28 protein-coding genes are annotated in these 26,627 nt (G+C 72.5%); 14 read left to right on the top strand and 14 right to left on the bottom strand.

Features of this window, described 5'->3' with window-relative positions; genetic code table 11:
• Positions 1 to 7 precede the first annotated feature (7 nt).
• On the bottom strand, positions 8 to 769 hold the full coding sequence (locus ACN263_RS09780) for a TetR/AcrR family transcriptional regulator (RefSeq protein ID WP_422739484.1): 762 nt from the start codon (positions 767 to 769) through the stop codon (positions 8 to 10).
• Between the two features lie 79 nt (positions 770 to 848).
• Here ACN263_RS09780 and ACN263_RS09785 point away from each other — a divergent pair, with 79 nt between their 5' ends.
• Positions 849 to 2,438, top strand: a complete 1,590-nt coding sequence (locus ACN263_RS09785) for an MFS transporter (RefSeq protein ID WP_422739485.1) — start codon at positions 849 to 851, stop codon at positions 2,436 to 2,438.
• On the opposite strand, the gene ACN263_RS09790 is transcribed toward ACN263_RS09785, so the two are convergent.
• From ACN263_RS09790 to ACN263_RS09805, 4 genes are all read right to left on the bottom strand, one after another.
• Entirely contained in the window at positions 2,428 to 2,931 is a 504-nt protein-coding gene (locus tag ACN263_RS09790) for a hypothetical protein (RefSeq protein ID WP_422739486.1), read from the bottom strand. The two genes, ACN263_RS09785 and ACN263_RS09790, sit on opposite strands and share 11 nt — an antisense overlap.
• 88 nt (positions 2,932 to 3,019) lie before the next feature.
• The gene (locus tag ACN263_RS09795; RefSeq protein WP_422739487.1) at positions 3,020 to 4,651 is read right to left on the bottom strand and encodes a RecQ family ATP-dependent DNA helicase; all 1,632 of its coding nucleotides are present in this window, start codon (positions 4,649 to 4,651) and stop codon (positions 3,020 to 3,022) included.
• Between the two features lie 73 nt (positions 4,652 to 4,724).
• Positions 4,725 to 5,675, bottom strand: coding sequence for a TIGR03557 family F420-dependent LLM class oxidoreductase (locus tag ACN263_RS09800; RefSeq protein WP_422739488.1), 951 nt, complete (start codon positions 5,673 to 5,675; stop codon positions 4,725 to 4,727).
• A gap of 86 nt (positions 5,676 to 5,761) precedes the next feature.
• Positions 5,762 to 5,887, bottom strand: coding sequence for a hypothetical protein (locus ACN263_RS09805; protein ID WP_422739489.1), 126 nt, complete (start codon positions 5,885 to 5,887; stop codon positions 5,762 to 5,764).
• Between the two features lie 210 nt (positions 5,888 to 6,097).
• Here ACN263_RS09805 and ACN263_RS09810 point away from each other — a divergent pair, with 210 nt between their 5' ends.
• Together ACN263_RS09810 and ACN263_RS09815 are read left to right on the top strand one after the other, a co-directional pair.
• On the top strand, positions 6,098 to 7,591 hold the full coding sequence (locus tag ACN263_RS09810) for a glycoside hydrolase family 3 protein (RefSeq protein WP_422739490.1): 1,494 nt from the start codon (positions 6,098 to 6,100) through the stop codon (positions 7,589 to 7,591).
• A gap of 61 nt (positions 7,592 to 7,652) precedes the next feature.
• On the top strand, positions 7,653 to 8,546 hold the full coding sequence (locus ACN263_RS09815) for an IS982 family transposase (protein ID WP_422736979.1): 894 nt from the start codon (positions 7,653 to 7,655) through the stop codon (positions 8,544 to 8,546).
• Between the two features lie 21 nt (positions 8,547 to 8,567).
• Here ACN263_RS09815 and ACN263_RS09820 read toward each other — a convergent pair whose 3' ends face one another.
• Together ACN263_RS09820 and ACN263_RS09825 are read right to left on the bottom strand one after the other, a co-directional pair.
• Positions 8,568 to 8,858: a GNAT family N-acetyltransferase gene (locus ACN263_RS09820; protein ID WP_422739491.1), complete on the bottom strand. Its 291-nt coding sequence runs from the start codon at positions 8,856 to 8,858 to the stop codon at positions 8,568 to 8,570.
• Positions 8,855 to 10,081 (bottom strand): cysteine desulfurase-like protein, encoded by a 1,227-nt coding sequence (locus ACN263_RS09825; RefSeq protein WP_422739492.1) that lies wholly within the window; start codon positions 10,079 to 10,081, stop codon positions 8,855 to 8,857. The genes ACN263_RS09820 and ACN263_RS09825 overlap by 4 nt, the downstream gene beginning before the upstream one ends.
• A gap of 76 nt (positions 10,082 to 10,157) precedes the next feature.
• Here ACN263_RS09825 and ACN263_RS09830 point away from each other — a divergent pair, with 76 nt between their 5' ends.
• The 3 genes from ACN263_RS09830 to ACN263_RS09840 all read left to right on the top strand — a co-directional run bounded on the left by ACN263_RS09830 (position 10,158) and on the right by ACN263_RS09840 (position 12,674).
• A complete protein-coding gene (locus ACN263_RS09830; RefSeq protein WP_422739493.1) occupies positions 10,158 to 10,523 on the top strand; it encodes a hypothetical protein in 366 nt (121 codons plus the stop codon).
• Between the two features lie 59 nt (positions 10,524 to 10,582).
• Positions 10,583 to 11,404, top strand: coding sequence for a DUF1206 domain-containing protein (locus ACN263_RS09835; protein ID WP_422739494.1), 822 nt, complete (start codon positions 10,583 to 10,585; stop codon positions 11,402 to 11,404).
• Between the two features lie 82 nt (positions 11,405 to 11,486).
• Positions 11,487 to 12,674, top strand: a complete 1,188-nt coding sequence (locus ACN263_RS09840) for a mechanosensitive ion channel family protein (RefSeq protein WP_422739495.1) — start codon at positions 11,487 to 11,489, stop codon at positions 12,672 to 12,674.
• Between the two features lie 57 nt (positions 12,675 to 12,731).
• Here ACN263_RS09840 and ACN263_RS09845 read toward each other — a convergent pair whose 3' ends face one another.
• A complete protein-coding gene (locus ACN263_RS09845) occupies positions 12,732 to 13,724 on the bottom strand; it encodes a trypsin-like serine peptidase (RefSeq protein WP_422739496.1) in 993 nt (330 codons plus the stop codon).
• A gap of 264 nt (positions 13,725 to 13,988) precedes the next feature.
• Between ACN263_RS09845 and ACN263_RS09850 the strand changes: the two genes are divergently transcribed.
• From ACN263_RS09850 to ACN263_RS09865, 4 genes are all read left to right on the top strand, one after another.
• Complete coding sequence (locus ACN263_RS09850) at positions 13,989 to 14,423, top strand: phage holin family protein (RefSeq protein ID WP_422739497.1); 435 nt, start codon at positions 13,989 to 13,991, stop codon at positions 14,421 to 14,423.
• Positions 14,420 to 14,782 carry a DUF3618 domain-containing protein gene (locus ACN263_RS09855; RefSeq protein ID WP_355053393.1) on the top strand — a complete coding sequence of 121 codons (363 nt, stop codon included), beginning with the start codon at positions 14,420 to 14,422 and terminating at the stop codon, positions 14,780 to 14,782. Before ACN263_RS09850 ends, ACN263_RS09855 begins: the two co-directional genes overlap by 4 nt.
• Positions 14,779 to 15,051: a DUF4235 domain-containing protein gene (locus tag ACN263_RS09860; protein ID WP_422739498.1), complete on the top strand. Its 273-nt coding sequence runs from the start codon at positions 14,779 to 14,781 to the stop codon at positions 15,049 to 15,051. Before ACN263_RS09855 ends, ACN263_RS09860 begins: the two co-directional genes overlap by 4 nt.
• A gap of 287 nt (positions 15,052 to 15,338) precedes the next feature.
• A complete protein-coding gene (locus tag ACN263_RS09865) occupies positions 15,339 to 15,542 on the top strand; it encodes a cold-shock protein (protein WP_011905669.1) in 204 nt (67 codons plus the stop codon).
• 115 nt (positions 15,543 to 15,657) lie between these two features.
• Here ACN263_RS09865 and ACN263_RS09870 read toward each other — a convergent pair whose 3' ends face one another.
• Both ACN263_RS09870 and ACN263_RS09875 read right to left on the bottom strand, forming a co-directional pair.
• Positions 15,658 to 15,852, bottom strand: a complete 195-nt coding sequence (locus tag ACN263_RS09870) for a hypothetical protein (RefSeq protein ID WP_422739499.1) — start codon at positions 15,850 to 15,852, stop codon at positions 15,658 to 15,660.
• 94 nt (positions 15,853 to 15,946) lie between these two features.
• Positions 15,947 to 16,930: an aldo/keto reductase gene (locus tag ACN263_RS09875; protein ID WP_422739500.1), complete on the bottom strand. Its 984-nt coding sequence runs from the start codon at positions 16,928 to 16,930 to the stop codon at positions 15,947 to 15,949.
• A gap of 82 nt (positions 16,931 to 17,012) precedes the next feature.
• Between ACN263_RS09875 and ACN263_RS09880 the strand changes: the two genes are divergently transcribed.
• Positions 17,013 to 17,807 carry a trans-aconitate 2-methyltransferase gene (locus ACN263_RS09880; RefSeq protein ID WP_422739501.1) on the top strand — a complete coding sequence of 265 codons (795 nt, stop codon included), beginning with the start codon at positions 17,013 to 17,015 and terminating at the stop codon, positions 17,805 to 17,807.
• Positions 17,804 to 18,826 (top strand): adenosine deaminase, encoded by a 1,023-nt coding sequence (locus tag ACN263_RS09885; protein WP_422739502.1) that lies wholly within the window; start codon positions 17,804 to 17,806, stop codon positions 18,824 to 18,826. The genes ACN263_RS09880 and ACN263_RS09885 overlap by 4 nt, the downstream gene beginning before the upstream one ends.
• A gap of 340 nt (positions 18,827 to 19,166) precedes the next feature.
• Here ACN263_RS09885 and ACN263_RS09890 read toward each other — a convergent pair whose 3' ends face one another.
• Positions 19,167 to 20,570, bottom strand: coding sequence for an ATP-binding protein (locus tag ACN263_RS09890; protein WP_422739503.1), 1,404 nt, complete (start codon positions 20,568 to 20,570; stop codon positions 19,167 to 19,169).
• Between the two features lie 29 nt (positions 20,571 to 20,599).
• Positions 20,600 to 21,289 carry a response regulator transcription factor gene (locus ACN263_RS09895; RefSeq protein WP_074318485.1) on the bottom strand — a complete coding sequence of 230 codons (690 nt, stop codon included), beginning with the start codon at positions 21,287 to 21,289 and terminating at the stop codon, positions 20,600 to 20,602.
• 73 nt (positions 21,290 to 21,362) lie between these two features.
• On the opposite strand from ACN263_RS09895, the gene ACN263_RS09900 reads away from it, so the two are divergent.
• Positions 21,363 to 22,322 carry an ADP-ribosylglycohydrolase family protein gene (locus ACN263_RS09900; protein ID WP_422739504.1) on the top strand — a complete coding sequence of 320 codons (960 nt, stop codon included), beginning with the start codon at positions 21,363 to 21,365 and terminating at the stop codon, positions 22,320 to 22,322.
• Positions 22,323 to 22,613: 291 nt separating this feature from the next.
• Here ACN263_RS09900 and ACN263_RS09905 read toward each other — a convergent pair whose 3' ends face one another.
• The gene (locus ACN263_RS09905; RefSeq protein ID WP_422739505.1) at positions 22,614 to 23,540 is read right to left on the bottom strand and encodes a DUF1775 domain-containing protein; all 927 of its coding nucleotides are present in this window, start codon (positions 23,538 to 23,540) and stop codon (positions 22,614 to 22,616) included.
• A gap of 175 nt (positions 23,541 to 23,715) precedes the next feature.
• Here ACN263_RS09905 and thrS point away from each other — a divergent pair, with 175 nt between their 5' ends.
• Positions 23,716 to 25,725 carry a threonine--tRNA ligase gene (gene thrS / locus ACN263_RS09910; protein ID WP_422739506.1) on the top strand — a complete coding sequence of 670 codons (2,010 nt, stop codon included), beginning with the start codon at positions 23,716 to 23,718 and terminating at the stop codon, positions 25,723 to 25,725.
• A gap of 145 nt (positions 25,726 to 25,870) precedes the next feature.
• Here thrS and ACN263_RS09915 read toward each other — a convergent pair whose 3' ends face one another.
• Entirely contained in the window at positions 25,871 to 26,611 is a 741-nt protein-coding gene (locus ACN263_RS09915; protein WP_422739507.1) for a D-Ala-D-Ala carboxypeptidase family metallohydrolase, read from the bottom strand.
• Positions 26,612 to 26,627 lie beyond the last annotated feature (16 nt).

The following is a 26,627-nucleotide window of genomic DNA, read 5'->3' on the forward strand; positions in this document are numbered from 1 at the left end:
CGCCCCCTCAGGCCGTCCGGCGGGCGATCAGGGCCTCGACGCCGTCGAGGATCCGGTCCAGTCCGAAGGTGAACTCGTCGTCCGGGTCGTCGTCCTGGTCGAGTACGCCGGCGTCGAGCACCCGCGTCAGCGCGGGGAAGCGGACCGGGTCGATCAGCCGCGCCACCATCGCCCCGTACGCCGGCATCAACTCGCCGGGCTCGACACCGGCGGCTCGGCTGCCCTCGGCGATCTGGTTGGTGAGCATCGCCTCGTTGCGCACGTAGCCGGTGACCAGCAGCAGGATGGACATCTTCGCGCCCTCGGGCAGCGGGGTGCCGTCGAGGCAACCCAGCCCGTCCTCCAGCCAGCCGAGTTGCTGGGGTGTGGCGGGCGGCCCGGCGATCGGGATGTGCAGCAGCCAGGGGCGCTGTCGCAGCACGTCGTGTTCGGCCCACGCCCAGCGGGTCAGGCCGGCGCGCCAGTCGTCGTCCGGCGCGGCCGGGCCCGGTGCGGGGCCGTAGCCGGCGTCCACCATGAGCGTCAGCAGGTCGTCCTTCGAGGCGATGTGGCGGTAGAGGGCCATGGTGGCGGCACCCAGTTCCTTGGCCACCCGGCTCATCGACACGGCCGCCAGCCCGTCGGCGTCGGCGACCCGGACGGCCGCGTCGACGATGCCGGCCACGGTCAGCCCCGGCCGGGGGCCCTTCGGTGGCCGCTCGCGCAGCCCCCACGCGCTCTGGATGGCCGGCGGGAGCGCCGGGCCGCTGTCGTCTTTCGTCTCCGCCACATTTCCTCCTTGCCTCGCCATCCTAGTTCTGCGTATGGTCTACGCATTAAAGCGTACGCCATACGCAGAAGGAGTTTCCATGACAGCGACGACCGCACCGGCGCCCCGAGCGGGCCGGCGGGAATGGATCGGATTCGCGGTGCTGATGCTGCCGCTGCTCCTCGTCTCGATGGACGTGTCGGTGCTCTACTTCGCCGTCCCGTTCATCAGCGAGGAGCTACGGCCCAGCGCCACCCAGCAACTCTGGATCTTCGACATCTACGGCTTCGTGCTGGCCGGGCTGCTGATCACCATGGGCGCCCTGGGCGACCGGATCGGCCGGCGTCGGCTCCTGCTGCTGGGCGCCACCGCGTTCGGCGCGGCATCCCTGCTGGCCGCGTACGCCGACAGCGCCGCGACGCTGATCGCCGCGCGGGCCGTGCTCGGCGTCGGCGGGGCCACCCTGATGCCGTCCACGCTCGCCCTGGTGCGCAACATGTTCCACGACGCCAAGCAGCGGGGCACCGCCATCGGCATCTGGACCGCCACGCTCACCGGTGGCATCGCCATCGGTCCGGTGCTCAGCGGCGTCCTGCTGGAGCACTTCTGGTGGGGCTCCATCTTCCTGATCAACATCCCGGCGATGCTGTTGCTGCTCCTGCTCGCCCCGGTCCTGGTGCCCGAGTTCCGCAACCCGGCGCGCGGCCGGTTCGACCTGGTCAGCGCGGCGCTCTCGCTCGGCACGCTGCTGCCGGTCATCTACGGCATCAAGGAGATGGCCCGCGACGGCGTCAGCGCGGTACGGGTGCTGGACGTCGTCGCCGGCCTGCTGATCGGGACGCTCTTCCTGCACCGGCAGCGGACCCGGGCGTACCCGATGATCGATCTGGCGCTGTTCCGCCGCCACGGCTTCGCGGGATCGCTCGCGGTCAACCTGCTGGCGATGTTCGCGCTGGTCGGGTTCGCCATCTTCACCACCCAGCACCTCCAGTTGGTGCTCGGGCTGAGTCCGTTGCGGGCGGCGCTGTGGAGCCTCGTACCGTCGCTCGCGGTCGGCGGCGTCGCCCCGGCCGCCGCCGCGCTCGCCCAGCGGGTCGAGCGGGCCTACCTGATCGGCGCCGGCTTCGCGATCGCCGTGGTCGGCTTCGCGGTGCTCACCCGGGTCACCCCCGAGACGCCGCTCTGGCTGCTGCTCGTCGGCGCGAGCGTGTACGCCGGCGGCCTGGTGATGGTGATGTCACTCGTCACCGAGCTGGTGCTCGGCGCGGCGCCGCCGGAGCAGGCCGGTGTCGCCTCCGCGCTGACCGAGTCCAGCAGCGAGCTGGGCGGCGCGCTGGGAATGGCCATCCTGGGCAGTGTGGGCGCCGCGATCTACCGGCGCGAGGTCCTCGACGAGCTGCCGGCCGGACTGCCGACGGACGCCCGCGACGCGGCCGGCGAGACCCTGGGCGGCGCGCTCGCCGTGACGCGCGGACTGCCGGCGGAGGTCGGTGACGCGGTGCTGCACGCGGCCCGGTTCGCCTTCACCGACGGGCTGCACCTCGCCGCGATCGCCGCCATGGTGGCGATGGCCCTCGGCGCGGTGACCGCGCTGCTGACGCTGCGCGGCGTCCGGCCGGCCGACCCGGCGGCGCTGGCCACCGAGCCGACCGGACCGTCGTTGTCGGACCCCGCTCCGGTCAGTCGTTGAGCACGTGGGCGAGTCGGTCGCGGAACCGCCGCTCGGAGTCGCTGACCGACTCGCCGCCGAGGCCCAGCAGACCGCCGCTGGAGGCGGCCCCCACCACCTGGTCGGCGATGGTGACCAGCCAGTGCTTGTACGCGCCGGCCTCGCCCTCGTCGACCCGGGCGGCCAGCAACACGGCCGCCTCACGGGCCCGCACCAGCACGTCGTCGAGGTACGCCTGCGGGTCGGCGGGCGCGATGACCGGCAGTTCCTCGCCGGCCTCGGGGTCGCCGACCCGGGTCACGATCTCGCCGGCCACGGCGGCGACCAGCGGGCTGGCCGACTCCCGGCCCGCCCCGATGGACTCCAGCCCGGCCGCGTTCTCCGCCATGGTCCGGCGGGTGCCGTCGGACTCGGCGGCGCTCGCCGCGGTCAGCACCGACTGCGGCAGGCCGACCAGCAGCCCCCACTCCTCGTCGGAGAAACCGAAACCGGTGTACGCCGGCTGCTCGATCACGGCAATGCCCCTTCCGCCCTGTTCTGTCTGGTCAATCGGTGCTCTGCTTGGTCGATCCACCGGGCCCGTAACCGGGGCCCGGGTCAGGCTAGTCCAGGGACAGCAGGCCCTGCTCGGACACCACGCGCACCGACAGCGTCTTGTACCCGACCTCGTCGAAGAGGACCGTCATCTTGTCGTCCTCGTAGCTGAGCACCAGGCCCCGCCCCCACTCGCCGTGACGCACCTGGCTGTGCACCGGGAACGGTCCGACCGCGCCCTCGTCGGCGACGCTGGTGCCCCGGTGGCAGTTGTCGCAGTGCGCGCAGACCTCGGTCATCTGCTCGCCGAAGTAGGCCAGCAGGGTCTGCCCCCGGCAGGCGGTGGTCTCGGCGAAGGCCCGCATCATGTCGGTACGCGACCGGGTCACCGCCTGCTGGCGTTCCGCCTCGGCGAGGGCCGCCGACGCCGCCTCGACCGGAGTGGGGGAGTAGCGTGGGGCCCCGATGCGCTGGCGCGCGCGGGGCTCGGCGGCCCCCACCTGCTCCAGCAGCGACAGGTACTGGCCCAGCTTGCGCGGTCCCAGGCCGGTGGCCTCCCGCAGCTCGGTCTTGGTGGCCGGCTTGCGGCGCAGCAGCGCGGCCAGGTCCCGCAGCTCGTTCTCGTCCGGCAGGCCGCCGCTGAAGAACCGTTGCAGGCCCACGTCCTCGGCCCGCCAGAGCAGCAGCACCCGGGCCGGCTGCCCGTCCCGACCGGCCCGGCCGATCTCCTGGAAGTAGCTGTCCGGCGAGTCGGGCAGCGCGGTGTGCACCACCCAGGCGATGTTCGGCTTGTCGATGCCCATGCCGAACGCCGACGTGGCCACCATGATGGGCACCTGGTCGGCGAGGAACGCCTCGTGCAGCTCGTTGCGCGCGCCGGCCGGCATCCCACCGTGGTAGAACTGCGCCGGGAAGCCCGCCTTGGTCAACTTATCGGCCAACTCCTCGGCCGAGCGGCGGGTCGGCACGTAGATGATCCCGGGTCGTTCGTCGTCGCGCAGCAGGGCGATCAACCGCCGCCACCGGTAGTCCTCGGTGGGGCAGTGCGCCACCTCCAGGAAGAGGTTGGGCCGGTCCAGCCCGGAGACCACCACCTCCGGGTCGCGCAGCCGCAGCCGGGCGATGATGTCGTCGCGTACCGGCGGCGACGCGGTGGCGGTCAGCGCGACCACCGGCGGTCGGCCGATGCCCTCGATGAGGTGGCCCAGCGCCAGGTAGTCGGGGCGGAAGTCGTGCCCCCAGGCGGAGATGCAGTGCGCCTCGTCGATCGCCACCAGCGCCGGCTTCAGCGCGGCGACCTCGGCCATCCGGTCCGGGTTGCTCAACTGCTCCGGGGTGATGAACAGGAACTCCGCCCGCCCGGCCTGGATCTCGGCGACCGCCTCGGCCTGCTGGGCGGCCGACTCGTTCGAGCTGATCCGTACCGCCCGCAGCTCGGGACGTTGCCGCTCGTTGAGCGCCGCGATCTGGTCCTGTTGCAGGGCCAGCAGGGGGGAGATCACCACGGTCGGGCCGGGGATCAGGCTGGCCGGGATCTGGTAGATCGCCGACTTGCCGGCGCCGGTGGGCAACACCACCAGGGCGTCGTGCCGCTTCATCACCGCGCGCATGGCGGCGAGCTGGTTGGGCCGCAGTGCTTTCCAGCCGAAGAGGCTCTTCGCCGCGCGGCGCAACGTCATCGAGTGCGTGGACAGTTTCATCGAGGGCCGGAGGTACCCGAGCCCATGACCACCGAAACACCTTCGGGGATCATGGGCTCGGGAAGTGTCCGGTTCACCGCAGGCGGGGCAGGACCTCGCGCTGGTAGAGGTCGAACAGGCCCTCGAAGTTCGGGCCGGTGTTGGCCACGTACAGCTCGTCGAAGCCGGCCTTGGCGTACTTGTCGATCATCTCCAGGTGCGCGTCGGCGCTGTTGCCGCAGACGAACGCCTCCCGCACCATGTCCTCGGTGACCAGCTCGGCGGCCTGCTCGAAGTGGCGCGGCGAGGGCAGCACCTGCGACAGCTCACCCGGCACACCCGCGTTGGGCCAGCGCTCGTACGCGATCCGCGCGCCCTCGTCCTCGCTGGCCGCGAACGCCGCCTTGAACCCGGCCTGGCACGGCTTGTCGCCGCCGCCGTTCTCCCGGAAGCGCCGGACCAGCTCGCCGTCGGGCATGGTGCTCACGTAGCCGTCACCGATCCGGGCGGCCAGGTCGACGGCCTTGGGCCCGAACCCGGAGACGTAGATCGACGGCGGGGTGTCGGGCAGGGTGTAGACCCGCGCGTTCTCCACCGTGTAGTGCGTGCCCCGGTGGTTGACGAAGTCACCCCGCCACAGCTCGCGCATGACCTCGACGGCCTCCTCGAGCATCTCCAACCGGACGTCGGCGGACGGCCAGGCGTCACCGAAGATGTGCTCGTTGAGCGCCTCGCCGGTGCCGACGCCGAGCACGAACCGACCGCCGTGCAGCACCGCGCTGGTCGCCGCCGCCTGGGCGATCACGGCCGGGTGGATCCGTACGGTCGGGCAGGTCACCGCCGTGGTCACCGGCAGTGAGCAGACCTGGCTGAGCGCGCCGATCATCGACCAGACGAACGGGCTCTGTCCCTGCGCGTCGACCCAGGGGTGGTAGTGGTCGGAGATCCACAGTGCCTCGAAGCCGGCCGCCTCGGCGCCCCGGGCCTGCGCCAGCAGCTCGGCCGGCGAGTACTCCTCACTGGACAGAAAGTATCCGATCTTCATCGCTTCCCCTTCGGCGCGCGGACCAGCTGTCGGGAAAGCCGTACCCCGGTGTCGGCGGGCCACACCGGCGGGTCGGGGCTGATCGGTCAGCGGCGGCCGAACATGGCCCGGATCGCGGCGAGCAGCAACAGGGCGCCGACCACCAGGCCGAGCAGGCGTACGCCGGGGATGTCGGCCGGACTCGTGGCGTCGGCCAGCAGGGCGGTCTCCATCCCCGCACTCTTCCCGGGATCGGCCCCGTCGGGCAACTGTAAGGTTTATTGACTATTGAATCGCTCGGTGTGACCATGGCAGCACCGCCTGCCGAGGACGGTGCGCCGAGGGCGCGCGAGAGATGGGGTACGGGGCCGCATGAGCGAGCGCAACCAGCGGGTCGGCGTCACCGCGCCGGCGAGCAACGTCGACCGTTCCGGAGTGGCGGCGTGACCGCGCCGGCCGGGCACCTTCCGACGTTGGCCGCCGCCGTCCTGCAACCCGGGTTCGTCGGCACCACGCCGCCGCCCTGGGTGTGCCGCTGGCTCGGTGACGGGCTCGGCTCGGTGGTGCTGTTCGCCCGCAACGTCGTCGACACCGCCCAGGTGGCGGAGCTGACCGCGACGCTGCGCGCCGAGCGGCCGGACGTCATCGTGGCGATCGACGAGGAGGCCGGCGACGTCACCCGGATCGAATCCGGCCGGGGCAGCTCCCGGCCCGGAAACTACGCCCTCGGCGCGGTCGACGACCCGGCGCTGACCGAGGCCGTCGCCCTCGACCTCGGCGTCGAGCTGGCGGCGGCCGGGGTGACCCTCGACTACGCGCCGGACGCCGACGTCAACTCGAACCCGGCCAACCCGGTGATCGGCGTCCGCTCGTTCGGGGCCGACCCGGCGCTCGTCGCGCGGCACACCGCCGCCTGGATCCGCGGCCTCCAGCGCGGCGGCGTGGCCGCCTGCGCCAAGCACTTCCCCGGACACGGGGACACCCGGGTCGACTCGCACCACGACCTGCCGCGCATCACCGCCGACCGGGCCCGCCTGGACGCCTGCGAGCTGGCCCCGTTCCGGGCCGCCGTGGCGGCCGGCGCGCAGGCGGTGATGACCGGCCACCTGCTGGTGCCCGCACTCGACGCGGAGCTGCCGGCCACGCTGAGCCAGCGCATCCTGGGCGGCCTGCTCCGCGACGAGTTGGGCTTCTCCGGCGTGATCGTGACCGACGCGGTCGAGATGCGCGCGGTGGCCGACCGGTACGGCTTCGCCGGAGCTGCCGTGCGGGCCCTCGCCGCCGGTGCCGACGCCATCTGCGTCGGCGGCGAGCGGAGCGACGAGGAGGCCGCCCGGGAACTGCGCGACGCCATCGTGGCCGCCGTCGTCGCCGGCGAGCTGCCCGAGGAACGTCTCGCCGAGGCCGCCAAGCGGGTCGGTCAGCTCGCCGCCTGGACGATGGCCGCCCGCGCCGCCCGCCCGAGCGTCGCCCACCGGGCCAGCGACGTCGGGCTGGTCGCCGCCCGCCGGGCGGTACGGATCACCGCCGGCCCGGACTCGCCGGTCGCGCTGCCGCTGACCCGGGCCGCCCATGTGGTGGAGTTCGAGCCGCCGCGCAACATCGCCATCGGCGCGGAGACCCCGTGGGGTATCGGCGAGCCGTTGGCCGAGCTGCTGCCCGGCACCACGACGGTCCGGCACGCCGAGCACGACGTACCCGCCGACCCGGGCGTCGCCGCCGGCGACCGTCCGCTCGTGCTGGTCGTGCGTGACCTGCACCGGCACGGGTGGATGCGGGCGGCGGTGCGGCGGGCGCTCGACAGCCGGCCGGACGCCGTCGTGGTCGAACTGGGCGTGCCCGAACTGGTCGTCGGGGCGGTGCACCTGGCCACCCACGGCGCCACCCGGGCCAGCGGGCGGGCCGCCGCCGAGGTGCTGACCGGCCGGACCCGCTAGACGAGTAAGTCCTAACGACCCCGGGCTGTGGGCATAGACGAAGGGTGTTGAAGATCCGTTTGTGACGACAGACCTCAACACCCTTCTGACCGCACTGTACGTGAAGATCGACGACTGGCTCGGGCGTCCTCGCCGGACGGGTAGGCCACCGAAGCTCTCTGACGCGGAGTTGCTGACCCTGGCCGTCGCGCAGGCGCTGCTCGGGGTGCGTTCCGAGGCCCGTTGGCTGCGGTTCGTGCCCGGGCATCTACCCGGGGCGTTCCCGTACCTGCCCGGACAGTCTGGTTACAACAAGCGGCTACGGGCAGCGTTGCCGCTGCTCAAGCGTGCCATCCGGGCGGTCGCCGAGGACACTGACCTGTGGTCCGACGCCACCTGGGTCATCGACTCCACACCGGTGGAATGCGGGCGGTCCAGGCCGACGGTGAAACGCTCTGACCTGGCGGGGTGGGCCGGGTACGGCTACTGCGCCTCGCACTCGCGGTTCTTCTGGGGACTGCGGCTGCATCTGATCTGCACCCCGGCCGGCTTGCCGATCACCTGGGCCCTGGCGACACCGAAGGTCGACGAACGTCAGGTCCTGATGGCTGTCCTTGACCACGACCCCGACCTCATCGCCGAACGCCCGGGCCTGCTGATCGTCGCGGACAAGGGATACGTGTCCGCGGAGCTGGACCGGTGGCTGGCAGAGCGTGGCGTGCGATTGCTCAGACCGTCGTACCGCAACCGCACCCCACGCCCGGACGAGCACCTACTCAAGCCGATCCGCCAGCTCATCGAGTCCGTCAACGACACGCTGAAGGGGCAACTCGACCTCGAACTGCACGGCGGACGCAGCATCGAAGGCGTCGCGGCACGCATCGCGCAACGCCTCCTGGCGATGACCACCGCGATCTGGCACAACCGGGCCACCAACCAACCCGTGACCAGGTCCCTGATCGCCTACGACCACTGACCCAACTTCGGACTTACTCGTCTAGGGCTGCGCGAGCACCAGGTCGGCGTACTCGGGGTGCTTGTCGATGAACGCCGCCACGAACGGGCACTGCGGCACCACCCGGGCACCCCGGGCGCGCACCTGATCCAGGGTGCCGCGGATCAACACGCTGCCGACGCCCTTGCCCTGGAAGCGCGGGTCCACCTCGGTGTGCGTGAAGACCAGCACGTCCTGCCCCCGCGGCACGTACGCGGTGAAGCCGGCCAACGCGTCGTCGACCAGGATCTCGAATCGGTTCTTGGCGGGGTTGTCCTCGACCAGGCTGCTCACCGGGCCATTGTCCCCGTTGCGGCGGCCACCACGTCCAGTTCGGCGAGCAACCGGTCCACCTCCTCCACCGTGTTGTAGTGATAGATGCTGGCGCGTACCGCGCCGCCGCTGTCGCGCAGACCCATCGTCCGGAAGTACTCGTAGGCGTAGTAGTCGCCCGACGAGAGGCAGAACCCGGCGTCGCCCAGCGCCCGCTGGACCTCCAGCGGCGAGCGTCCGGCGACCCGGAAGGAGACCGTTGGGCAGCGCCGGGCCGGCGAGCCGTAGACGGTGACGGCGGGCCGCTCGGCGAGACCGCTGAGCAGCCGGTCCAGCAGCGCCTCCTCGTGCGCCTGCGCGGCGGCGAGTCCGGCCCGCAGCCGCGCCCGGCGGTCACCGGTCGCGGTCGGGTCCAGGGTGGCGAGGTGGTTCACCGCGGCGGTCACCCCGGCCAGCAGGGGGAAGCTCGGGGTGCCGTACTCGAACCGGTCCGGCACCGCGTCGGAGGACGGCACCAGCTTCGCCGGGCGCAGCCCGGCCCACCGGTCCGGCTCGGCGACCATCGCGGCCAGGTGCGGCCCGGACCACTTGTACGCGCTGGTGACCAGCACGTCCGCGCCGAGCGACGCCAGGTCGGTCGGCCCGTGCGGCACCGAGTGCACGCCGTCCACACAGACCAGCGCCCCGACCGAGTGTGCGATCTTGGCGATCGCCGGCACGTCCGGCACGGTGCCGATGGCGTTGCTGCCGGCGGTCACCGCCACCAGCCGGGTCCGCTCGCCCACCAGGTCGGCGTACTGGCCGGTGGGCAGCTCACCGGTGTCCCGGTCGACCTCGGCCCAGCGGACCGTCGCGCCGGCCGCCTCGGCGGCCTGCACCCACGGGCGCACGTTGGCGTCGTGGTCGAGCCGGGACACCACCACCTCGTCGCCGGGCCGCCAGGTCGCGCCGAGGGTACGGGCCAGGGTGTACGTCAGCGCGGTCGCGCTGGGGCCGAGCACCACCCCGTCCGGCTGCGCGCCGAGCAGGTCGGCGACCGCCGAGCGGGCCTGCGCCACCAGCTCCAGCGAGCGGCGGCCCGGCGTGAACGCGGCGTTGCGGTTGCCGACGGCCGCGCGCATCGCGTCGGTGACCGCGTCGATCACACCAGCCGCGGTCTGGGTGCCCCCGGCGCCGTCGAAGTGGACGAAGCCCTCGGTCAGGGCGGGATAGGCGGCCCGGGTACGGGCGATGTCGAAGGCCATGTCCGGGACCCTAGCCGGGGCGCCGGCCGCGCTCGCTCCCGCCCGGTCGTCGCGGACGTCTCGTACCCTAGGCGGGGTGACGAACCGACCCGCCACCATTCCCCTGCCCCCCGTCCGCCGCGTCGCGGGCCTGGTCGCCGCCGCGGCGCTCGGCCTCGCCGTGCTCGCCGGTTGCAGCTCCCAGGGCGCCTCCACCGACTGCGGCCTGGACGCCTGCACCGTCACCTTCGAGCGGGGCGTCGAGGCGAGCGCCACCATCCTGGGTGTCGAGGCCAAGTTGGTCGGCGCCGAGGGCGACCAGGTGACCGTCGAGGTCGCCGGCGAGCAGCTCACTCTCACCACCGGTCAGCAGGCCACCGAGGCCGGTGGCTTCGCGGTGACCGTCGACAGCGTCACCGACCAGCAGGTCAAGATCCGCGTTTCCCGCAATCCGGGCAGCTGACCTCGTCGGGCGGCGGTGGCCGACGTTTGGGAATCTTCCGGATCGGAGATTGTGACGGCATGTCACTCACCCGTAGCGCCGAAGCCACCGCCTCCCGCACGGCGGACAGCCGGTGGCTGGAACTTCTCGCCCGGGCCGGCTTCATCGGCTACGGCATCGTCCATCTCCTCTTCGCCTGGTTGGCGTTGCAGATCGCGTTCGGCACGTCGTCCCGCGACGGCGACCAGTCCGGCGCGCTGCGTACCCTCTCCGCGCAGCCCCTGGGCAAGTTCCTGGTCATCGCAGTCGCGGTCGGCCTGCTCGCCATGGCGATCTGGCAGGGCCTCGAGGCGGCGGTCGGGCACCGCGCCGAGCGGGGCAAGGAGCGGGTCATGGAGCGGCTGGCCTCGGCCGGCCGGACCATCGTCTACCTCTACTTCGCCTGGACCGCGTTCAAGGTGTTCAACGACGCCGGGTCGAACAGCGCCGACAAGCAGGAGGCGCTGACCGGCAAGCTGATGACCTCCACCGGTGGCCGCTGGCTGGTCGGCCTGGCCGGGCTGGTGGTCGCGGCGATCGGTATCGGCCTGGTCATCTACGGCATCCGCAAGACGTTCGAGAAGCACCTCAAGACCGGCGAGATGAGCCCGAAGACCCGTCAGTTGGCCCGCCGCCTCGGCATCGCCGGCTACGTCGCCAAGGGCATCGCGTACGGCATCGCCGGCCTACTGGTCATCGTGGCGGCGGTGAACTACGACCCGGAGAAGGCCCGTGGTCTGGACGCCGCGCTGCACACCCTGCGCGAGCAGTCGTACGGCCCGTTCCTGCTGATCCTGGTCGCCCTCGGCATCGCCTGCTTCGGCGTCTACTGCTTCCTCCAGTCCCGGTTCCGCAAGGTCTGAACTGGTCGATACCGAGGACATCGGGCACTATTAGGCTTTTGCCCGAAGTAACGCCGCTCGGTCGAAGGGAAGCGCTTCACTCGTGCAGAGCTATCTCGAAACGACCGTCGCCGCGCTCGTCGCGGCGGCGGTCGCCCTCTTCGTGGTCGAGGTCATTCACCGGCTCATCCGGCGGTTCGGCTGCCGGTCCCTGTTGTTGACCGAGTTGACCGATCACGCGCACCGTCCGTTCCAGGTCGCCGCCACGGTCCTCGCCGTGCAGTTCGCCGTCCGCTTCACCACGACGTACGCGGTCGGAGTGCCCTGGCGACGGTTTTTGCTGCACCTGCTGGTGCTCTGTGTGATCGCCAGCACGGCCTGGCTGGTGGCGGCGCTGTTGATCGTCGTCGAGGACACCGCGCTCGCCCGGTTCCGGGTCGACGTGCCCAACAACCGGCACGCCCGGCGGGTCCGTACCCAGGTGGTGATGCTGCGCCGGCTGACTGTCGCGGTGATCGTCATCCTGACCGTCGGCGTGATGCTGATGACGTTCCCGAGCGTACGGGGCATCGGCGCCGGCGTGCTGACCTCCGCCGGAGTCGTCGGCGTGGTGGCCGCGCTGGCCGCCCAGAGCCTGCTCGGCAACGTCTTCGCCGGGCTGCAACTCGCCTTCAGCGACGCGGTCCGCCTGGACGACGTGGTGGTCGTCGAGGGGGAGTGGGGTCGGATCGAGGAGCTGACCCTCAGCTACGTCGTGGTGCAGATCTGGGACGACCGGCGGCTGATCCTGCCCACCTCGTACTTCACCAGCAAGCCGTTCCAGAACTGGACCCGGACCGAGGCGGCCGTGCTCGGCACCGCCGAGTTCGACGTCGACTGGGCGGTGCCGGTGCAGACCATGCGGGAGGAGCTGCGCCGGCTGGTCGAGGGCACCGAGCTGTGGGACGGCCGGGTCTGCGTCCTCCAGGTCACCGACGCCACCGGCGGGATGGTGCGGCTGCGGGCGCTGGTCAGCGCCGCGGACGCGGGCAGCCTCTGGGACCTGCGCGCCCTCGTCCGCGAGCACCTGGTCGGCTGGATCCGCGACAACCGGCCCACCGCCATGCCCCGCGTCCGCACCGAACTGGGCGACGCCACCAGCAACCTGTCCTGGCAGTGGGTGCAGCCGAGGCGGCCGGTACGCCGCCCGTCCGACACCGAGGCGCCGGACGACGCCCGTGTCTTCGGCGGCAGCGACGACGGCGACGCCCGCAGCGAAGCTTTCGTGGGCCCCGAGGAATCCCGCCCCTGACCCCGGCCGGTGACGGTGATCAGGGGGCGCCGGCCGGAACCCCCTGATCACCATCGTTCAGCGCCGGACGGCGCGGTCGTAGAGCAGCTTCGCGGCGGATCCCAGGCGGGTGGCGTAGGAACGCTCCTCCGGGCCGCCGGCCAGGTCGCTGCCGGTGGTGGTGACCCCGACGATGGTGCCGTGACCGGTCGCGGGGTCGAAGCCGACGAGGTGCGGGCCGCCGCTCGCGCCGTGGGCCATGTCGCAGCGCATGCCGAACAGCAGTGGGGCGTCCGGCCCCGGTCGCGCCGCACCGGCGCAGTGGACCATGCGGGCGCCGAGCCACTGGGTGCCCGACTGCACATGCGGATAGCCGAAGGCGTGGACGAACTCGCCACTCACCGGAGGCTGGAAGGCGATCTCCTGGCTACCGACGGCGTCGCCGAGCCGCCGGCCGTCGGCCCGGGGATTGACCACCGCCACCCCGGTGTCGTAGCCGGCGACGGCGACCTCGCTGGAGTCGGTGCCGGTGTCCCACCGGCTCGAGGTGAACATGACGCGCACGCTGAAACCGCCGTACGGCTTGCTGCCGTTGCGGTATCCGGGCACGAAGTACACGTTGTGGTTCCAGGTGTCCGCGTCGGCGGGGTCGCCCGTACCCCGGAAGCAGTGTGCGGCGGTGACCACCGTGCTGCGGTTGGGGCTGCGGACGGACGTGGCGGTGCAGCTCCCGTCGTACCCGTCGCTGAAGGTGAAGAACAGTCGCCCCACCGTCGTGGTGACCGCCCCGCCGTGCGTCCACACCGCGCCGGGATCCGGCTGGTCGGCGGGCGGGACGGTCGGGTCGTCCGGCGTGTTGTCGTCCGGCGGCATCGGGGTGATCTCCGGAACGAGCGCGCCGGCCATCCGCATGCGGTCCGGGGTCCAGTACCGGTCGGCCGCCCGCTGCTGTCCGGGGGTGAGCGCGCCGTCCCGGGTGGTGACCTCGGTGCGGTGGGCCGCGGCCGGAGTGGCCAGGACGAGCGCGGGTAGCAGCGCCACGGCGCAGAGCGTGGCTCGCGTTTTCCTCATCGGTCCATCGTGCGGAGGCGATGTCAGGAACCTGTCAGGCCGCGATGAGGAGTCGATGGTCGCCGCGATGGGGGTGGGTGGGAGGTTTGGGCGGGCTTGGGTGGGGGATCTGCTGCCGGGCATCTCTTTACCTCTCGCCGAACCGCTGCCGCAATGCACGGCGCGGCGGTCGGCCGAGACGGACAGATGCCTGCTCGGCGCGCTTTAGGATTGGCGAGCGGCGACTCCGGGCATACAGCGCGGTGATGAGGAAAGGAGGACAGCATGGCTGACGTGGCGAATGCCCGCACATCCCGCAACGGGAGCGAGCCCTCCACCGCCGAGCTGGTGCAGCGGGCCGCCGAACAGGTATCCCGTCTGGTCCGCGACGAACTGGCGCTGGCCCGGGCGGAGTTGACCCAGAAGGGCAAGCACGCCGGCATCGGAATCGGCCTGTTCGGTGGCGGCGGGGCACTGGCGTTCTACGGCCTCGGCGCGCTTGTCGTCACGGCCATCCTGCTGCTGGATCTGGTGCTGCCCGCCTGGGCCGCCGCGCTGATCGTGGCGGTGGCGCTCTTCCTGGTGGCCGGCATCCTCGCGCTGGTGGGCAAGAAGCAGGTCAGCCGGGCGGTCCCGCCGGTGCCGGCGGCGACGGTCCGCAGCCTGCGGGCTGACGTGGACACCGTGGCCGCCGCCGTGAAGGACAGGGGACGGGCATGACGGGCAACGGGACGGGTGACACCGAGGCGCTGCGCGAGGAGATCCGCCGTACCCGGGTGGAGTTGGGCGAGACGATGGAGGCGTTGGCCGCCAAGGCGGACGTGAAGGCCCGCCTCAAGGAGTCCGCCGACCAGGCGAAGGAGCGGATGCGCGAGCAGGCGGCGCAGACCGTGGCCCGGGTCCGCGGGCAGGCCGCGCGTGGTGCGGGGATGGCCCGGGCCCAGGCGTACGACAAGGGCGGCCTGGTCCGCGAGAAGAGCGAGCTGGTACGACGCAACCCGGTGCCGTGGGCGGCGATCGCCGCCGGCGCGGTGGCCACCGTGGTGGTGCTGATGATCGTGCGGGGGAGGCGTAGGTGAGCGGGAAAATCGGCAAGGTCGCGTACCGGCCGGTCGGCGTGTTGTTGGGTATCGCCGCGGGTACGGTGGCGGGCGCGATCTTCCGACAGGTCTGGAAGGTCACGGCGGGCGACGGCGAGGCGCCGAGCGCCACCGACGAGGACCGCGGCTGGGGCGAGATCCTGGCCGCCGCGGCGTTGCAGGGGGCCATCTTCGCGGTGGTCCGGGCCGCCGTCGACCGGGGTGGAGCGGTCGGCGTCCGTCGGATGACCGGCCACTGGCCGGACTGACCAGGACATCGATGTCAGGCCCCCTTCCCCATCGACGGAAGGGGGCCTTTCGCACGACCCGACACGCCGCCCAGCGATCTCGGCCATCCGTCAGGTCACATGTCGGAGAAATTCGTCGGACAGGTCGTGCAGACTTTTTGCGTACGTGATTTGCTGTTCCACGCTGTTGCGAGATGGCGTGGGTTGAGAGAAGTCTCCTTCGTGGGGGCCGCCTCAGACGCCGCTGCTCGAAAACGGCCAATCGGCCGCACGGCGTGCACGGCCGCCAGTTTTAGAAGGAGATACACATGGCGCAGGGAACCGTGAAGTGGTTCAACGCTGACAAGGGCTTCGGCTTCATCACCGTCGACGGCGGGGGTGCTGACGTGTTCGTCCACTTCTCGGCCATCCAGACCAGCGGCTACCGCACGCTGGAGGAGAACCAGCGGGTGGAGTTCGAGATCGCCCAGGGTCAGAAGGGCCCGCAGGCCGAGCAGGTCCGTCCCCTCTGACACATCTGACCGGCCCCCGCCGGTCAGTGGGACGGCCCGGTCAGGGCTTGTTGACGTGAAGCCCCGTATCCCCACCCGGGATGCGGGGCTTTCCACGTCCGCCGCTCGCGCCGACTCAGAGCCGGCGGCGCGAGCGCAGTCCCCACCAGAGCGCCACCAGCCCGGCCAGGGCCACGACCGGGCCCAGCACCACCCAGAGCGTCTGGTCGGTCATCACGCTGCCGTCGACGTAGCCGAGGCCCTGCACCGTCCACACCGCACCGATCACCACGGCCAGCAGGCCGAGGGTGAGGGTCAGCCAACCCCTCATCGCGCACCCTCCTCGCCTCGTCGGGCGGCACGCCGCCCCGGGCGTCCAGCATCGTCGGTCCGACGGCGCGCCGCGAGCACCCGGGGTCGGCGGTTCACCACCGGTCGTGCACCTGCGGGCGGATCAGCTCGTCGTAGACCTCGCGTACGCCCGCCAGTTGGGCGGCGGTGAGCGGCGGCAGGTCGGCCGCGGCGGCGTTGCGCCGGGCCTGCTCGGCGTCGCGGGCGCCCGGGATGACGACGGTGACGCCGGTCTGGTCCAGCACCCACCGCAGCGCGAACTGGGCCATCGTGCGGTCGGCGTCGACCAGCGGCGCGAGCCGGCGTACGGCCGCGAGCCCCTGGGTGTAGTCGACCCCGGAGAACGTCTCGCCCACGTCGAACGCCTCGCCGTGCCGGTTGTAGCTGCGGTGGTCGTCGGCGGGGAACTCGGTGTGCTCGTCGTAGCGGCCGGAGAGCAGGCCACTGGCCAGCGGCACCCGGGCGATGATCCCGACGCCGGCCTGGGCGGCTGCCGGCAGCACCTGCTCCAGCGGCTTGTGCCGCACCGCGTTGAGGATGATCTGGACGCTGGCTACCCCGGGGCGGGCGATCGCGGTCAACGCCTGGTCGCAGGTCTCCACGCTGACGCCGTACCCGGCGATGGCCTTCTCGGCGACGAGGGTGTCCAGGGCGTCGAAGACCGCGTCGTCGGCGAAGACGGCGGTCGGCGGGCAGTGCAGCTGGACCAGGTCCAGGGTGTCCATCCCGAGGTTGGCCCGCGACCGGTCGGTCCACTGCCGGAAGTTGGCCAGGGTGTACGCCTCCGGCCGCTGCTCGACGCGTCGGCCCATCTTGGTGGCGACCGTCAGTCCGGCGTCCGGGCGGGAGCGCAGGAAGCGTCCGATCAACTGCTCGCTGCGGCCGTCGCCGTACACGTCGGCGGTGTCCAGGAAGGTGACCCCGGCGTCCACGGCCGTGGTGAGCACCGCCATGGCGTCGTCCTCGCTGACCGTTCCCCAGTCGGCGCCGAGCTGCCAGGCGCCCAGGCCGACGACTCCGACGGTCCGGCCGAGCCGGTTGAAGCTGCGCTGTTCCATGCCCCGAGCCTAGTGATCGGGTTGCCGGGCTGCCACGCGAGTCGTACCGTGCAACAAGACGGACGTACGGTTTGGAGGCGGCATGTGGGATCCGACGGCGTACCTGCGCTACTCCGACGAGCGCTCCCGACCCTTTCACGACCTGCTCAACCGGGTCCCCGCCGTCCGGCCGCGGACCGTGGTCGACCTCGGCTGCGGCCCCGGCCAGCTCACCGCCACCCTGGCCGAGCGCTGGCCGGACGCCCGGATCGTCGGCCTCGACTCGTCGCCCGAGATGATCGACCGCGCCCGGGCCCTGCCGAGCCCGGTCGAGTTCGCCGTCGCCGACCTGCGCGACTGGCGTCCGAGCGATGACGTCGACGTGCTGGTGACCAACGCGGCGCTGCAGTGGGTGCCCGGGCACCAGGAACTGCTCCGCCGCTGGGCCGCCGAGCTGCCCGCCGGCGCGTGGCTCGCCATGCAGGTCCCCGGCAACTTCGACGCCCCCTCGCACCGGGCGCTGCGCGAGGTCGCCGGCCGCCCGGCCTGGCGGGCCGAACTGGCCCCGCTCCAGCGCGCCCACCCCGTCGACGACCCGGCCGACTACGCGGACCTGCTGACCGCCGCCGGCTGCGCGGTGGACGCCTGGGAGACTAGCTACGTGCACCTGCTGCCGGCCGATCCCGCCGCCGACCACCCGGTGCTGACCTGGATGGAGGGCACCGCGCTGCGACCCGTGCGGGCCGCGCTGGACGCCGCCGGCTGGTCGGCCTTCCGGGCCGAGCTGGGGGTACGCCTCGACGCCGCCTACCCGGTACGGCACGGCCAGGTGTCCTTCCCATTCCGCCGTGTCTTCGTCGTCGCCCGTACCGGCGCCCACGCACAGGAGAACCCGTGACCGATCTGACCACCTTCATCGCCGGTCTGCCCAAGGTGGAGCTGCACGTGCACCACGTCGGCTCCGCCTCGCCCCGGATCGTCTCCGAGCTGGCCGCCCGCCACGAGGGCCGCAGCCCGGTACCGAGCGACCCGGACGCCCTCGCCGACTACTTCGAGTTCCGCGACTTCGCGCACTTCATCGAGGTCTACCTGAGCGTCGTCGACCTCATCCGGGACCCGGAGGACGTCTGGCTCCTCACCCACGAGGTGGCCCGGGAACTGGCCCGCCAGCAGGTCCGGTACGCGGAGCTGACGATCACCCCGTACTCGCACGTCCGGCGGGGCATCCCCGCGCCCGCGTTCTGCGAGGCGATCGAGGACGCCCGCAAGCGCGCCGCCGGCGACTTCGGCCTCGACCTGCGCTGGTGCTTCGACATCCCGGGCGAGGCCGGCCTGCCGGCCGCCGAGGAGACCCTGCGGATCGCCCTCGACGAGCGCCCCGACGGGCTCATCAGCTTCGGTCTCGGCGGCCCGGAGATCGGCGTGCCCCGGCCGCAGTTCCGGCCGTACTTCGACCAAGCCCGTGCGGCCGGGCTGCGCTCGGTGCCGCACGCCGGCGAGACCACCGGCCCGCAGACCATCTGGGACGCCCTGCACGAGCTGGGCGCCGAGCGGATCGGGCACGGCATCTCCGCCGCGCAGGACCCGGAACTGCTCACCTACCTCGCCGAGCGGCAGATCGGGATGGAGATCTGCCCGACGTCGAACGTGCGGACCCGGGCCGTGGCCAACCTCGACGAGCACCCGCTGCCCCGACTGGTCGAGGCCGGGCTGCTGGTCACCATCAACTCCGACGATCCGCCGATGTTCGGCACCACCCTGAACGACGAGTACGCGGTGGCGGCCCGACTGCTCGGGGCTGGCCCCGGGGAGCTGGCCGCGCTGGCCCGCAACGCGGTGACCGCGTCCTTCCTCGACCCGGCCGGCAAGCAGCGGATCATCGAGGAGATCGACGCGTACGTGGCCAACGCCGGCTGAGATACCAGGGCGAGCGGGGCGCGCGGCGGGAGCGTGGGTGTGGGGGGACCTGAGACTCCCGCCGCGCGCACGGCTCCACCGGCCGGTGGACGCGCGGGGCGCTGGCCGGTGGAACTGGTGGGTTCGTGCACTGATCCTGTCAGTCCGCGAGCGCCTGACCGCGGTCGTTAACCTCGATCTAAGGAAGACTTGTGCCGCCGCACAGCCCCGGCCCGCCGGGCCGATCGGAGCGTCCTGGTCAACCGATCGGACCGGGCCTGTTCGGTCGTCGGTCGACAGTGCTCGGTCGTCCGGCACGGGTGTGCGGTCGTCCGGGCACGACGCTCCGCCGTCCGGCCGCTCAGTCGTCGGTGGGACGCTGGCGGGGCCAGCGCCGGCCGCTGCTCTTCTGATCCCGGACGTCGCGCGCCATCCGGCCCACCAGGCCGAACCGGTTGACCTGTCGGGGCGTGGCGTCCGGGTCGGCGAGCAGCATCACCACGCTGGCGCCGCCCAACCGGGCCCGGTCGATGCTGACCGAGCCGTTCGCCTGCAACGCCACCCGCTTGGCGATGTCCAGACCGAGCCCGGTGGAGCCCTGGTCGCTGGCGCCCCGACGCAGCGCCCGATCCGGGTTCGCGATGCCCGGGCCGGCGTCGTCGATCCGGATCGCCACGTACCCGTCGCGGCGCGACACGGCCACCTCGAACGCCGTACCCTGCGGCGTGTAGCGGAAGACGTTGCCGATCACCGCGTCCAGCGCGGCGGCCAGCTCGGCCCGGGGCACCGGCGCCGGGATGCGCAACTGGGCGCCGGTGACCCGGTGCGGCCGGTTCTGGTCACCGGCCAGCGCCGCCCAGAACACCATCCGGTCCCGGACCACCTCGCTGACGTCGCACATGGCGGGACCGGCCTCGTGCGCCACCGCCTTGCGGGTGGTCTTGATCAGCACGTCGATCTCGCCCTCGAGGGTGACGATCGCCTGCCGGATGCGCCGGATGCCCCGCAGCCGGTCCAACTCCGCCGGGCTGAACGAACCCACGCTGGTGTCGTCGGACTCCAACGCCTCCGCGTCGAGCCGGAGCACGGTCAGCGGCGTCCGCAGCCGGTGCGACAGGTCGGCCACCAGCTCGCGCTCGTCGGTGCGGGCCGCGTCCAGCCGCTCGGCCATCCGGTTGAAGGCGTACCCGGCCTCCGCCAGCTCGCGGGGGCCGGTCGGCTCCACGCGCACGCTCAGGTCGCCGTCACCGACGGCCAGCGTGGCCTTGACCAGGCCCTGGGTGGCATCCACCGCCCGGGCGGCCACCCGGTCGACCACCAGCACCGCCGCGCCGACCATCGCCGCGCCCACCGCGAACAGCAGCAACCAGGTGCCACCGGCACCCTCGCCCAACGTCGAGTCCGGCACGAACACCTCGACCACCGCCGTCCGGTCACCGAGGACCACCGGGTCGAGCCGGACCACCCCGCCGTCGACGTCGGTGACCAGTGAGCGCCGGTCGGCGCGGGCCCGGTCCAGGTCGGCGCCACCGGCGCGGCCCGCGGCCTCGTCCAGCCCCAATCCGTACACCACCGGCCGAACCGCGGTGTCGTCGCCGCTGGCCACCACGGCCCGTTCGACGACCGCCTTGTCCGTGCTCACCGCCAACGCGCCGGTCACCAGCGCGCTGCGTCGGGCCGCGTCGGCGATCGCCTCCTCCCGCGTCTGCTCCCGCAGGCTCAACCCGAGCGGGATCAGGAACGCGAGCGCGACGAGGCTGCACATGCCGGCCGTGAGCAGGGCCAGCGCCGTCCTCAGTCCGGTGCCACCAGCCGGAACCCGACCCCCCGCACGGTGCGCAGGTAGCGCGGCTTCGCCGCGGACTCGCCCATCTTTCGGCGGAGCCAGTACAGGTGTACGTCGATGGTCTGATCCTCGCCGACCGATGGCTGCCGCCATACCTCCTCCAAGAGTTCCCGGCGGGACACTACCCGCCCGGGTCGTGCGGCGAGATACGCCAGCAGGTCGAATTCCTTACGGGTCAGCGCCAGCGGCTCCCCGTCGAGATGGGCGCTGCGCTCACCGACGTCCACCCGCAGCCCGCCGACGGTGTGCACCGCCGGCTGCACCGTCCGGCTGGCCCGTCCGGCCCGGCGCAGGACCGTGGTGATGCGGGCGTCCAGGTGCGCGCCGGTGAACGGCTTGACCATGTAGTCGTCGGCCCCGGCGCGCAGCAGCTTGACCACCGACTGTTCGTCGTCGCGGGCGGTGGCGATGATGATCGGGATGTCGGTGATGCCGCGCAGCATCCGCAGCGCGTCCGAGCCGTCCAGGTCGGGCAGGCCCAGGTCCAACACCACGAGGTCGGGTGTCTCCGCCGCGACCCGTCGTAGCGCGTCCAGGGCGGTGCCCACGGCGTGCACGGCGTGCCCCCGGTCAGCGAGGGACCGCAGCATCGCGCCGCGTACGACGTGATCGTCTTCGACCAGGAGCACGGAGGCCACGACAAGACGGTACTTGGCCTGGCAAGTTGATCGCGTTGCGACGTACCTGGGAAGCGGGCAAGCTGGTACGACGATGTCGTTCACCCTGTTCGCCGACGCTCGCCTGGCGCTCGCCCGGGACAGCCTCGCCGGTCTCTCCACCGGCGACGCGCTCGGCGAGCGGTACGCCCCGCCCGGGTCCTCCGTCGACGACGTTATCGGCGCGGGGCCGGGCCCGTCGGGCGCGGCCGACTCCGGGGCGGACGCCCTGCCACCGGCGCCGTGGGCCTGGACCGACGACACCGAGATGGCCTGCTCGGTCGTCGCCGAACTGGCCGCCTCGGGCGCCGTCGACCGGGACCGGCTGGCATTGGCGTTCGCCGAGCGCTGCGACGCGCGACGCGGCTACGGCGCGGGCGCGATGCTGATCCTGCGGCTGATCCGCACCGGCACGCCGTGGCCGGTGGCCGCCGCGTCGGCCTTCGACGGCCAGGGCTCCTGCGGCAACGGGGCGGCGATGCGGGTCGGCCCGTTGGGCGCGTACTTCGCCGATTCCACCGCCCGCGCGGCGGCGCAGGCCCGCGCCTCGGCCGAGGTGACCCACGCGCACCCCGAGGGGATCGCCGGAGCGGTCGCCGTGGCGGTGGCCGCCGCGCTCGCCGCCCGGGCCCGCCTCGACGGCCACCGACCGGCCCCGGCCCGACTCCTGGGCGGGGTGGCCGCCGCGGTCGACGCGGGCACCGAGGTCCACCGTGGCGTACACCGCGGCATCGGGCTGCTCGGCCGCCCCCTGCCCCGCGTGGTGGCCGCGCTCGGCAACGGCTCGCGGGTGACCGCCCAGGACACCGTCGCGTTCACACTCTGGGTCGCCGCCACCCACCTCGACGACTACCCGGCGGCGATCCGGACCTGCGTCCGGGCAGGCGGCGACGTGGACACCACGGCCGCGATCGCGGGTGCGGTGGTGGCGGCGTACACCGGGGTCGGCACCCCGGGCGGCGTCCCCGACGCGTGGCTGGCCGCCCGCGAGCCGCTACCCGCCTGGCTGCCCTGACCGCTCGCCTGCCCGGCCCTTCCGGCATCCGTCGCTGTCCGGTGTTCTGCACGCGGGGCGGCCCTGCCGCACCGGCTGCGCGCAGAGACCGCCAGGGGTGCCACACCACCTTTGCTCTGCTTCAACCCACGCAACAGTGTGGGGGCATGACTGTTGCGTGGGTTGAAGCAGAGCAAAGGACGCGTGCGGGGCCATCGGCACCGCCCGACGATGAGCTGAGGCACGTCGATCGGTGCGGCCTCAGACGGTGTCGGCCAGGTGTGGCTCAGCCGGTGTCGCCCAGGTGTGGCCTCAGCCGGTGCGGGCGGGAGTGGCTGCCGAGGCGAGCTCCGCGGCGGGCGCCGGTTCCGTGGGCGCGTCCGTGCCGTCCGGCCGCGACGTCGGCGGCACCGTGTCGGTCTCCGTGGCACCGGTCACCTCGGCCAGGGCCGCGTCCTCGGCCGGGTCGCGTCGGCGCAACCGGCTGACCAGCCAGCCGATCGCCGCGCCGCCGCCCAGGCCGGCCAGCAGGCCGGCGGCGAGCATCGCGTCCGCGTTACCGGACTCCTCGCCGGAGCCGGCCGCCGTGCCACCGCCGCCGGAAGCGCCGTCGGCGCCCTGCGCGCCCGCGTCGGGACCGTTCGCCGCGCCTGCCGCCGGGGCGCCGTGGCCGCCGTGCGCGGCCGGCCCGGCCGCAGCCGGGTCCGGGGGCAGCAGCGTCAGCGCCGGCGCGCGGTGGGTGCCGGTGGCGTCCGCCCAGCGGACGACCGTGCCGTCGGCGTACGTCTGGACGACCTCGAAGGTGAGCCGCTCGGCCTGCGGCAGCGGACCCATGGACAGCGCCAGCTTCGCCGGGCCGGCCGGACCCGCGCCGACGCGCACCCAGGTCACCGCCGTGGTCACGGTGCTCACGCCGGAGGAGTGGATGCCGGCCACCGGCTTGTCCAGGGTCGTGGAGTCGATCCTGGGCGCCCAGCCGTCGACCGACATCGGGTAGACCTCGGCCACCGGCGCGTCGGCCGGCAACCTGATCTCGACCTGCGTGGTCCTCGTGCCGGCCCGCTCCTCGGGCACGCTGAACTCCAGCCGTACGGCGTCACCCTGCCGTGCCTCGGTCGGGGTGGTCGTCACGTCCGCGGCCTGCGCCGCCGCAGCGGGCCAGAGCAGCAGTCCGGCGGCGGTCAGCGCGGTCACCGCCGCGATCCGCCGCGGACGGCCACCGCCGTGCGTGCTCGCCATCTCGTGCCCCCATCCGTCTCGGCGTGACCGGCACCGGTTTCCGGCCACACCTGGTAGTTCGGATTCGCGGCGCGAAAGGTTCAACGCGAGCCGTCCGGAAGGTGCCGGCGGCGCGACCGATAGCATCGGCAGGAGCCGAGACCGGCGCCGTTTCGTACCGCTTGGAGGAGTCACCGTGTCCGCACCCCGTACCCCCGCCGTGGCCGACCCCGTCGTCGTCGCCGCCGGGACGACGGCGGCCGACGCGGTGGCCGCGGCCGGACTGCCCGCGAACGGCCCCAAGGCGATCGTCGTGGTCCGCGACCCGCAGGGTCAGCTCCGTGACCTGGACTGGTCGCCGGCCGAGGAGACCGTGGTCGAGCCGGTCAGCCTGGACTCGCCGGACGGGCTCAACGTGCTGCGGCACTCCACCGCACACGTGCTCGCCCAGGCCGTGCAGGACGTCTTCCCCGAGGCCAAGTTGGGCATCGGCCCGCCCATCGAAAATGGCTTCTACTACGACTTCGACGTCGACAAGCCGTTCCAGCCCGATGACCTCAGCAAGCTCGAGAAGCGCATGCAGGAGATCATCAAGTCCGGGCAGCGGTTCCGTCGCCGCCGCTTCGGCAGCCTGGACGAGGCGCGCGCCGAGTTGGCCGACGAGCCGTTCAAGCTGGAGTTGATCGAGGTCAAGGGCGAGGGCCTGGACACCGACGAGGTGATGGAGGTGGGCGGCGGCGAGCTGACCATCTACGACAACCTCGACGCCAAGGAGGACAAGGTCTGCTGGTCGGACCTCTGCCGGGGCCCGCACCTGCCGACCACCCGCCTGATCGGCGCGTTCAAGCTGATGCGCTCGGCCGCCGCGTACTGGCGTGGGTCGGAGAAGAACCCCCAGCTCCAGCGGGTGTACGGCACCGCGTGGCCGACCCGGGACGAGCTGAAGGCGTACCTGAAGCTGTTGGAGGAGGCCGCCCGGCGCGACCACCGCAAGCTCGGTGCGGACCTCGACCTGTTCAGCTTCCCCGACGAGATCGGCTCGGGCCTGGCGGTCTTCCACCCCAAGGGCGGCATCATCCGCCGGGAGATGGAGCACTACTCGCGGCGGCGGCACGAGGAGGCGGGGTACGAGTTCGTCAACACCCCGCACATCACCAAGGCGCAGCTGTTCCACACCTCCGGTCACCTGCCGTACTACGCGGACACCATGTTCCCGCCCATGCAGCTGGAGGGCGCGGACTACTACCTCAAGGCGATGAACTGCCCGATGCACAACCTGATCTTCAGGGCGCGCGGGCGGTCGTACCGGGAGCTGCCGCTGCGGCTGTTCGAGTTCGGCACGGTCTACCGGTACGAGAAGTCCGGCGTGGTGCACGGCCTGACCCGGGTCCGGGGCCTGACCCAGGACGACTCGCACATCTACTGCACCCGCGAGCAGATGGCCGGTGAGCTGTCCACGCTGCTCAGCTTCGTGCTGGACCTGCTGCGGGACTACGGCCTGGACGACTTCTACCTGGAGCTGTCGACCCGCGACGACTCGCCCAAGTTCATCGGCGCGGACGAGGACTGGGCCGAGGCCACCGAGGCGCTGCGCACCGCCGCCGCGACCTCCGGCCTCGACCTGGTGCCCGACCCGGGTGGCGCGGCGTTCTACGGGCCGAAGATCTCCGTGCAAGCGCGCGACGCGATCGGCCGAACCTGGCAGATGTCCACCATCCAGGTCGATTTCAACCAGCCGGAGCGGTTCGGGCTGGAGTACCAGGCCGCCGACGGCAGCCGGCAGCGTCCGGTGATGATCCACCGCGCGCTGTTCGGGTCGATCGAGCGGTTCTTCGGGGTGCTCACCGAGCACTACGCGGGCGCGTTCCCGGCCTGGCTGGCCCCCGTGCAGGTGATCGGCATCCCGATCCGCGAGGACCACACCGACTACCTGCACGGCTTCGTGGCGGCGCTGCGCGCCGAGGGCATCCGCGCCCAGGTGGACGCGGGCGACGACCGGATGCAGAAGAAGATCCGTACGGCGCAGCAGCAGAAGATCCCGTTCATGGTGATCGCCGGTGACGACGACGTGGCAGCCGGGACGGTCTCCTTCCGCTACCGCGACGGCTCGCAGCGCAACGGGGTGCCGGTCGCCGAGGCCGTGACCCACGTCCTGGACGTGGTGACATCCCGTACCAACATCGGCCCCTCCGCCGCCGCGGAGTAGCGCTCGCCTTTCGCGCGCCGCGCGCTCGCCGCCCCGCCCGCCGCATGATCGTGCTCGATCCAGGAAGTAGTGGCCTCCCGAGGCTGGGAGGCCACTACTTCCATGTTCGAGCGCGATCTTCAGCCGGAAGGCGGGCTTCCCGTCGTCAGATGCCGCAGTTCGGCGCGGACCAGCCGCCGACCGCCGCGACGTGGGTGTGGTCGTTGTGGTCCGGGTAGCCGGGGCCGAGGATCTGGCCGAAGCCGTGGTAGCGGGCCTGCTGGGCGAGCCGGCAGAACGACGGTGAGCCGACCAGGTCGACCGCGTCGCCGTACAGGTGCCGGCTGTTCGACGCCCCGCCGACCGCGCTGTTGCAGGCGTAGCTGCGGAAGCTGCTGCTGATCGCGATGGGCACGTCGCCGAGGGCGTGCCGCAGCGCCTGGAGCTTCCACATCGAGACCAGCGCGTTGGCGCGGGCGGTGCTCGCCGAGACCGCGCCGCCGGACCAGGTGCTGTTGCAGTTGTTCAGTTCGGCGTAGCTGAAGTTGACGGGTGTGCAGTCGTCGTCCTGGAGCGCGTAGAGCCGGTTGAAGGTCTGCGGACCGGCGATGCCGTCCGCGCCCAGCCCGTACGCCTGCTGGAAGCGGATCACCGCCGACCGGGTGGCCGGACCGAAGGCGCCGTCGATGGTGAGCACGGCTCCGTAGCCGGGGTAGCCGGCGACGCGGATCTGGAGCTGTCGGACGTCCTCGCCGGACATCCCCTGGGACAGGGTGCGACCCCAGGTGTAGCAGCCGTCCGCGTGCGCGGCGCCGGCGGTGAGGGTGACCCCGGTCACTGTGGTGACGGCGGTCAGAGCGAGTGCCGCGAGGACTCGGCCGAGCTGACGGATCATGTAGTTCTCCATCCAGCGATCCAACAAC

The organism is Micromonospora sp. WMMD729 (genome assembly GCF_049315225.1).
In the GTDB taxonomy this organism is placed as follows: domain Bacteria; phylum Actinomycetota; class Actinomycetes; order Mycobacteriales; family Micromonosporaceae; genus Micromonospora.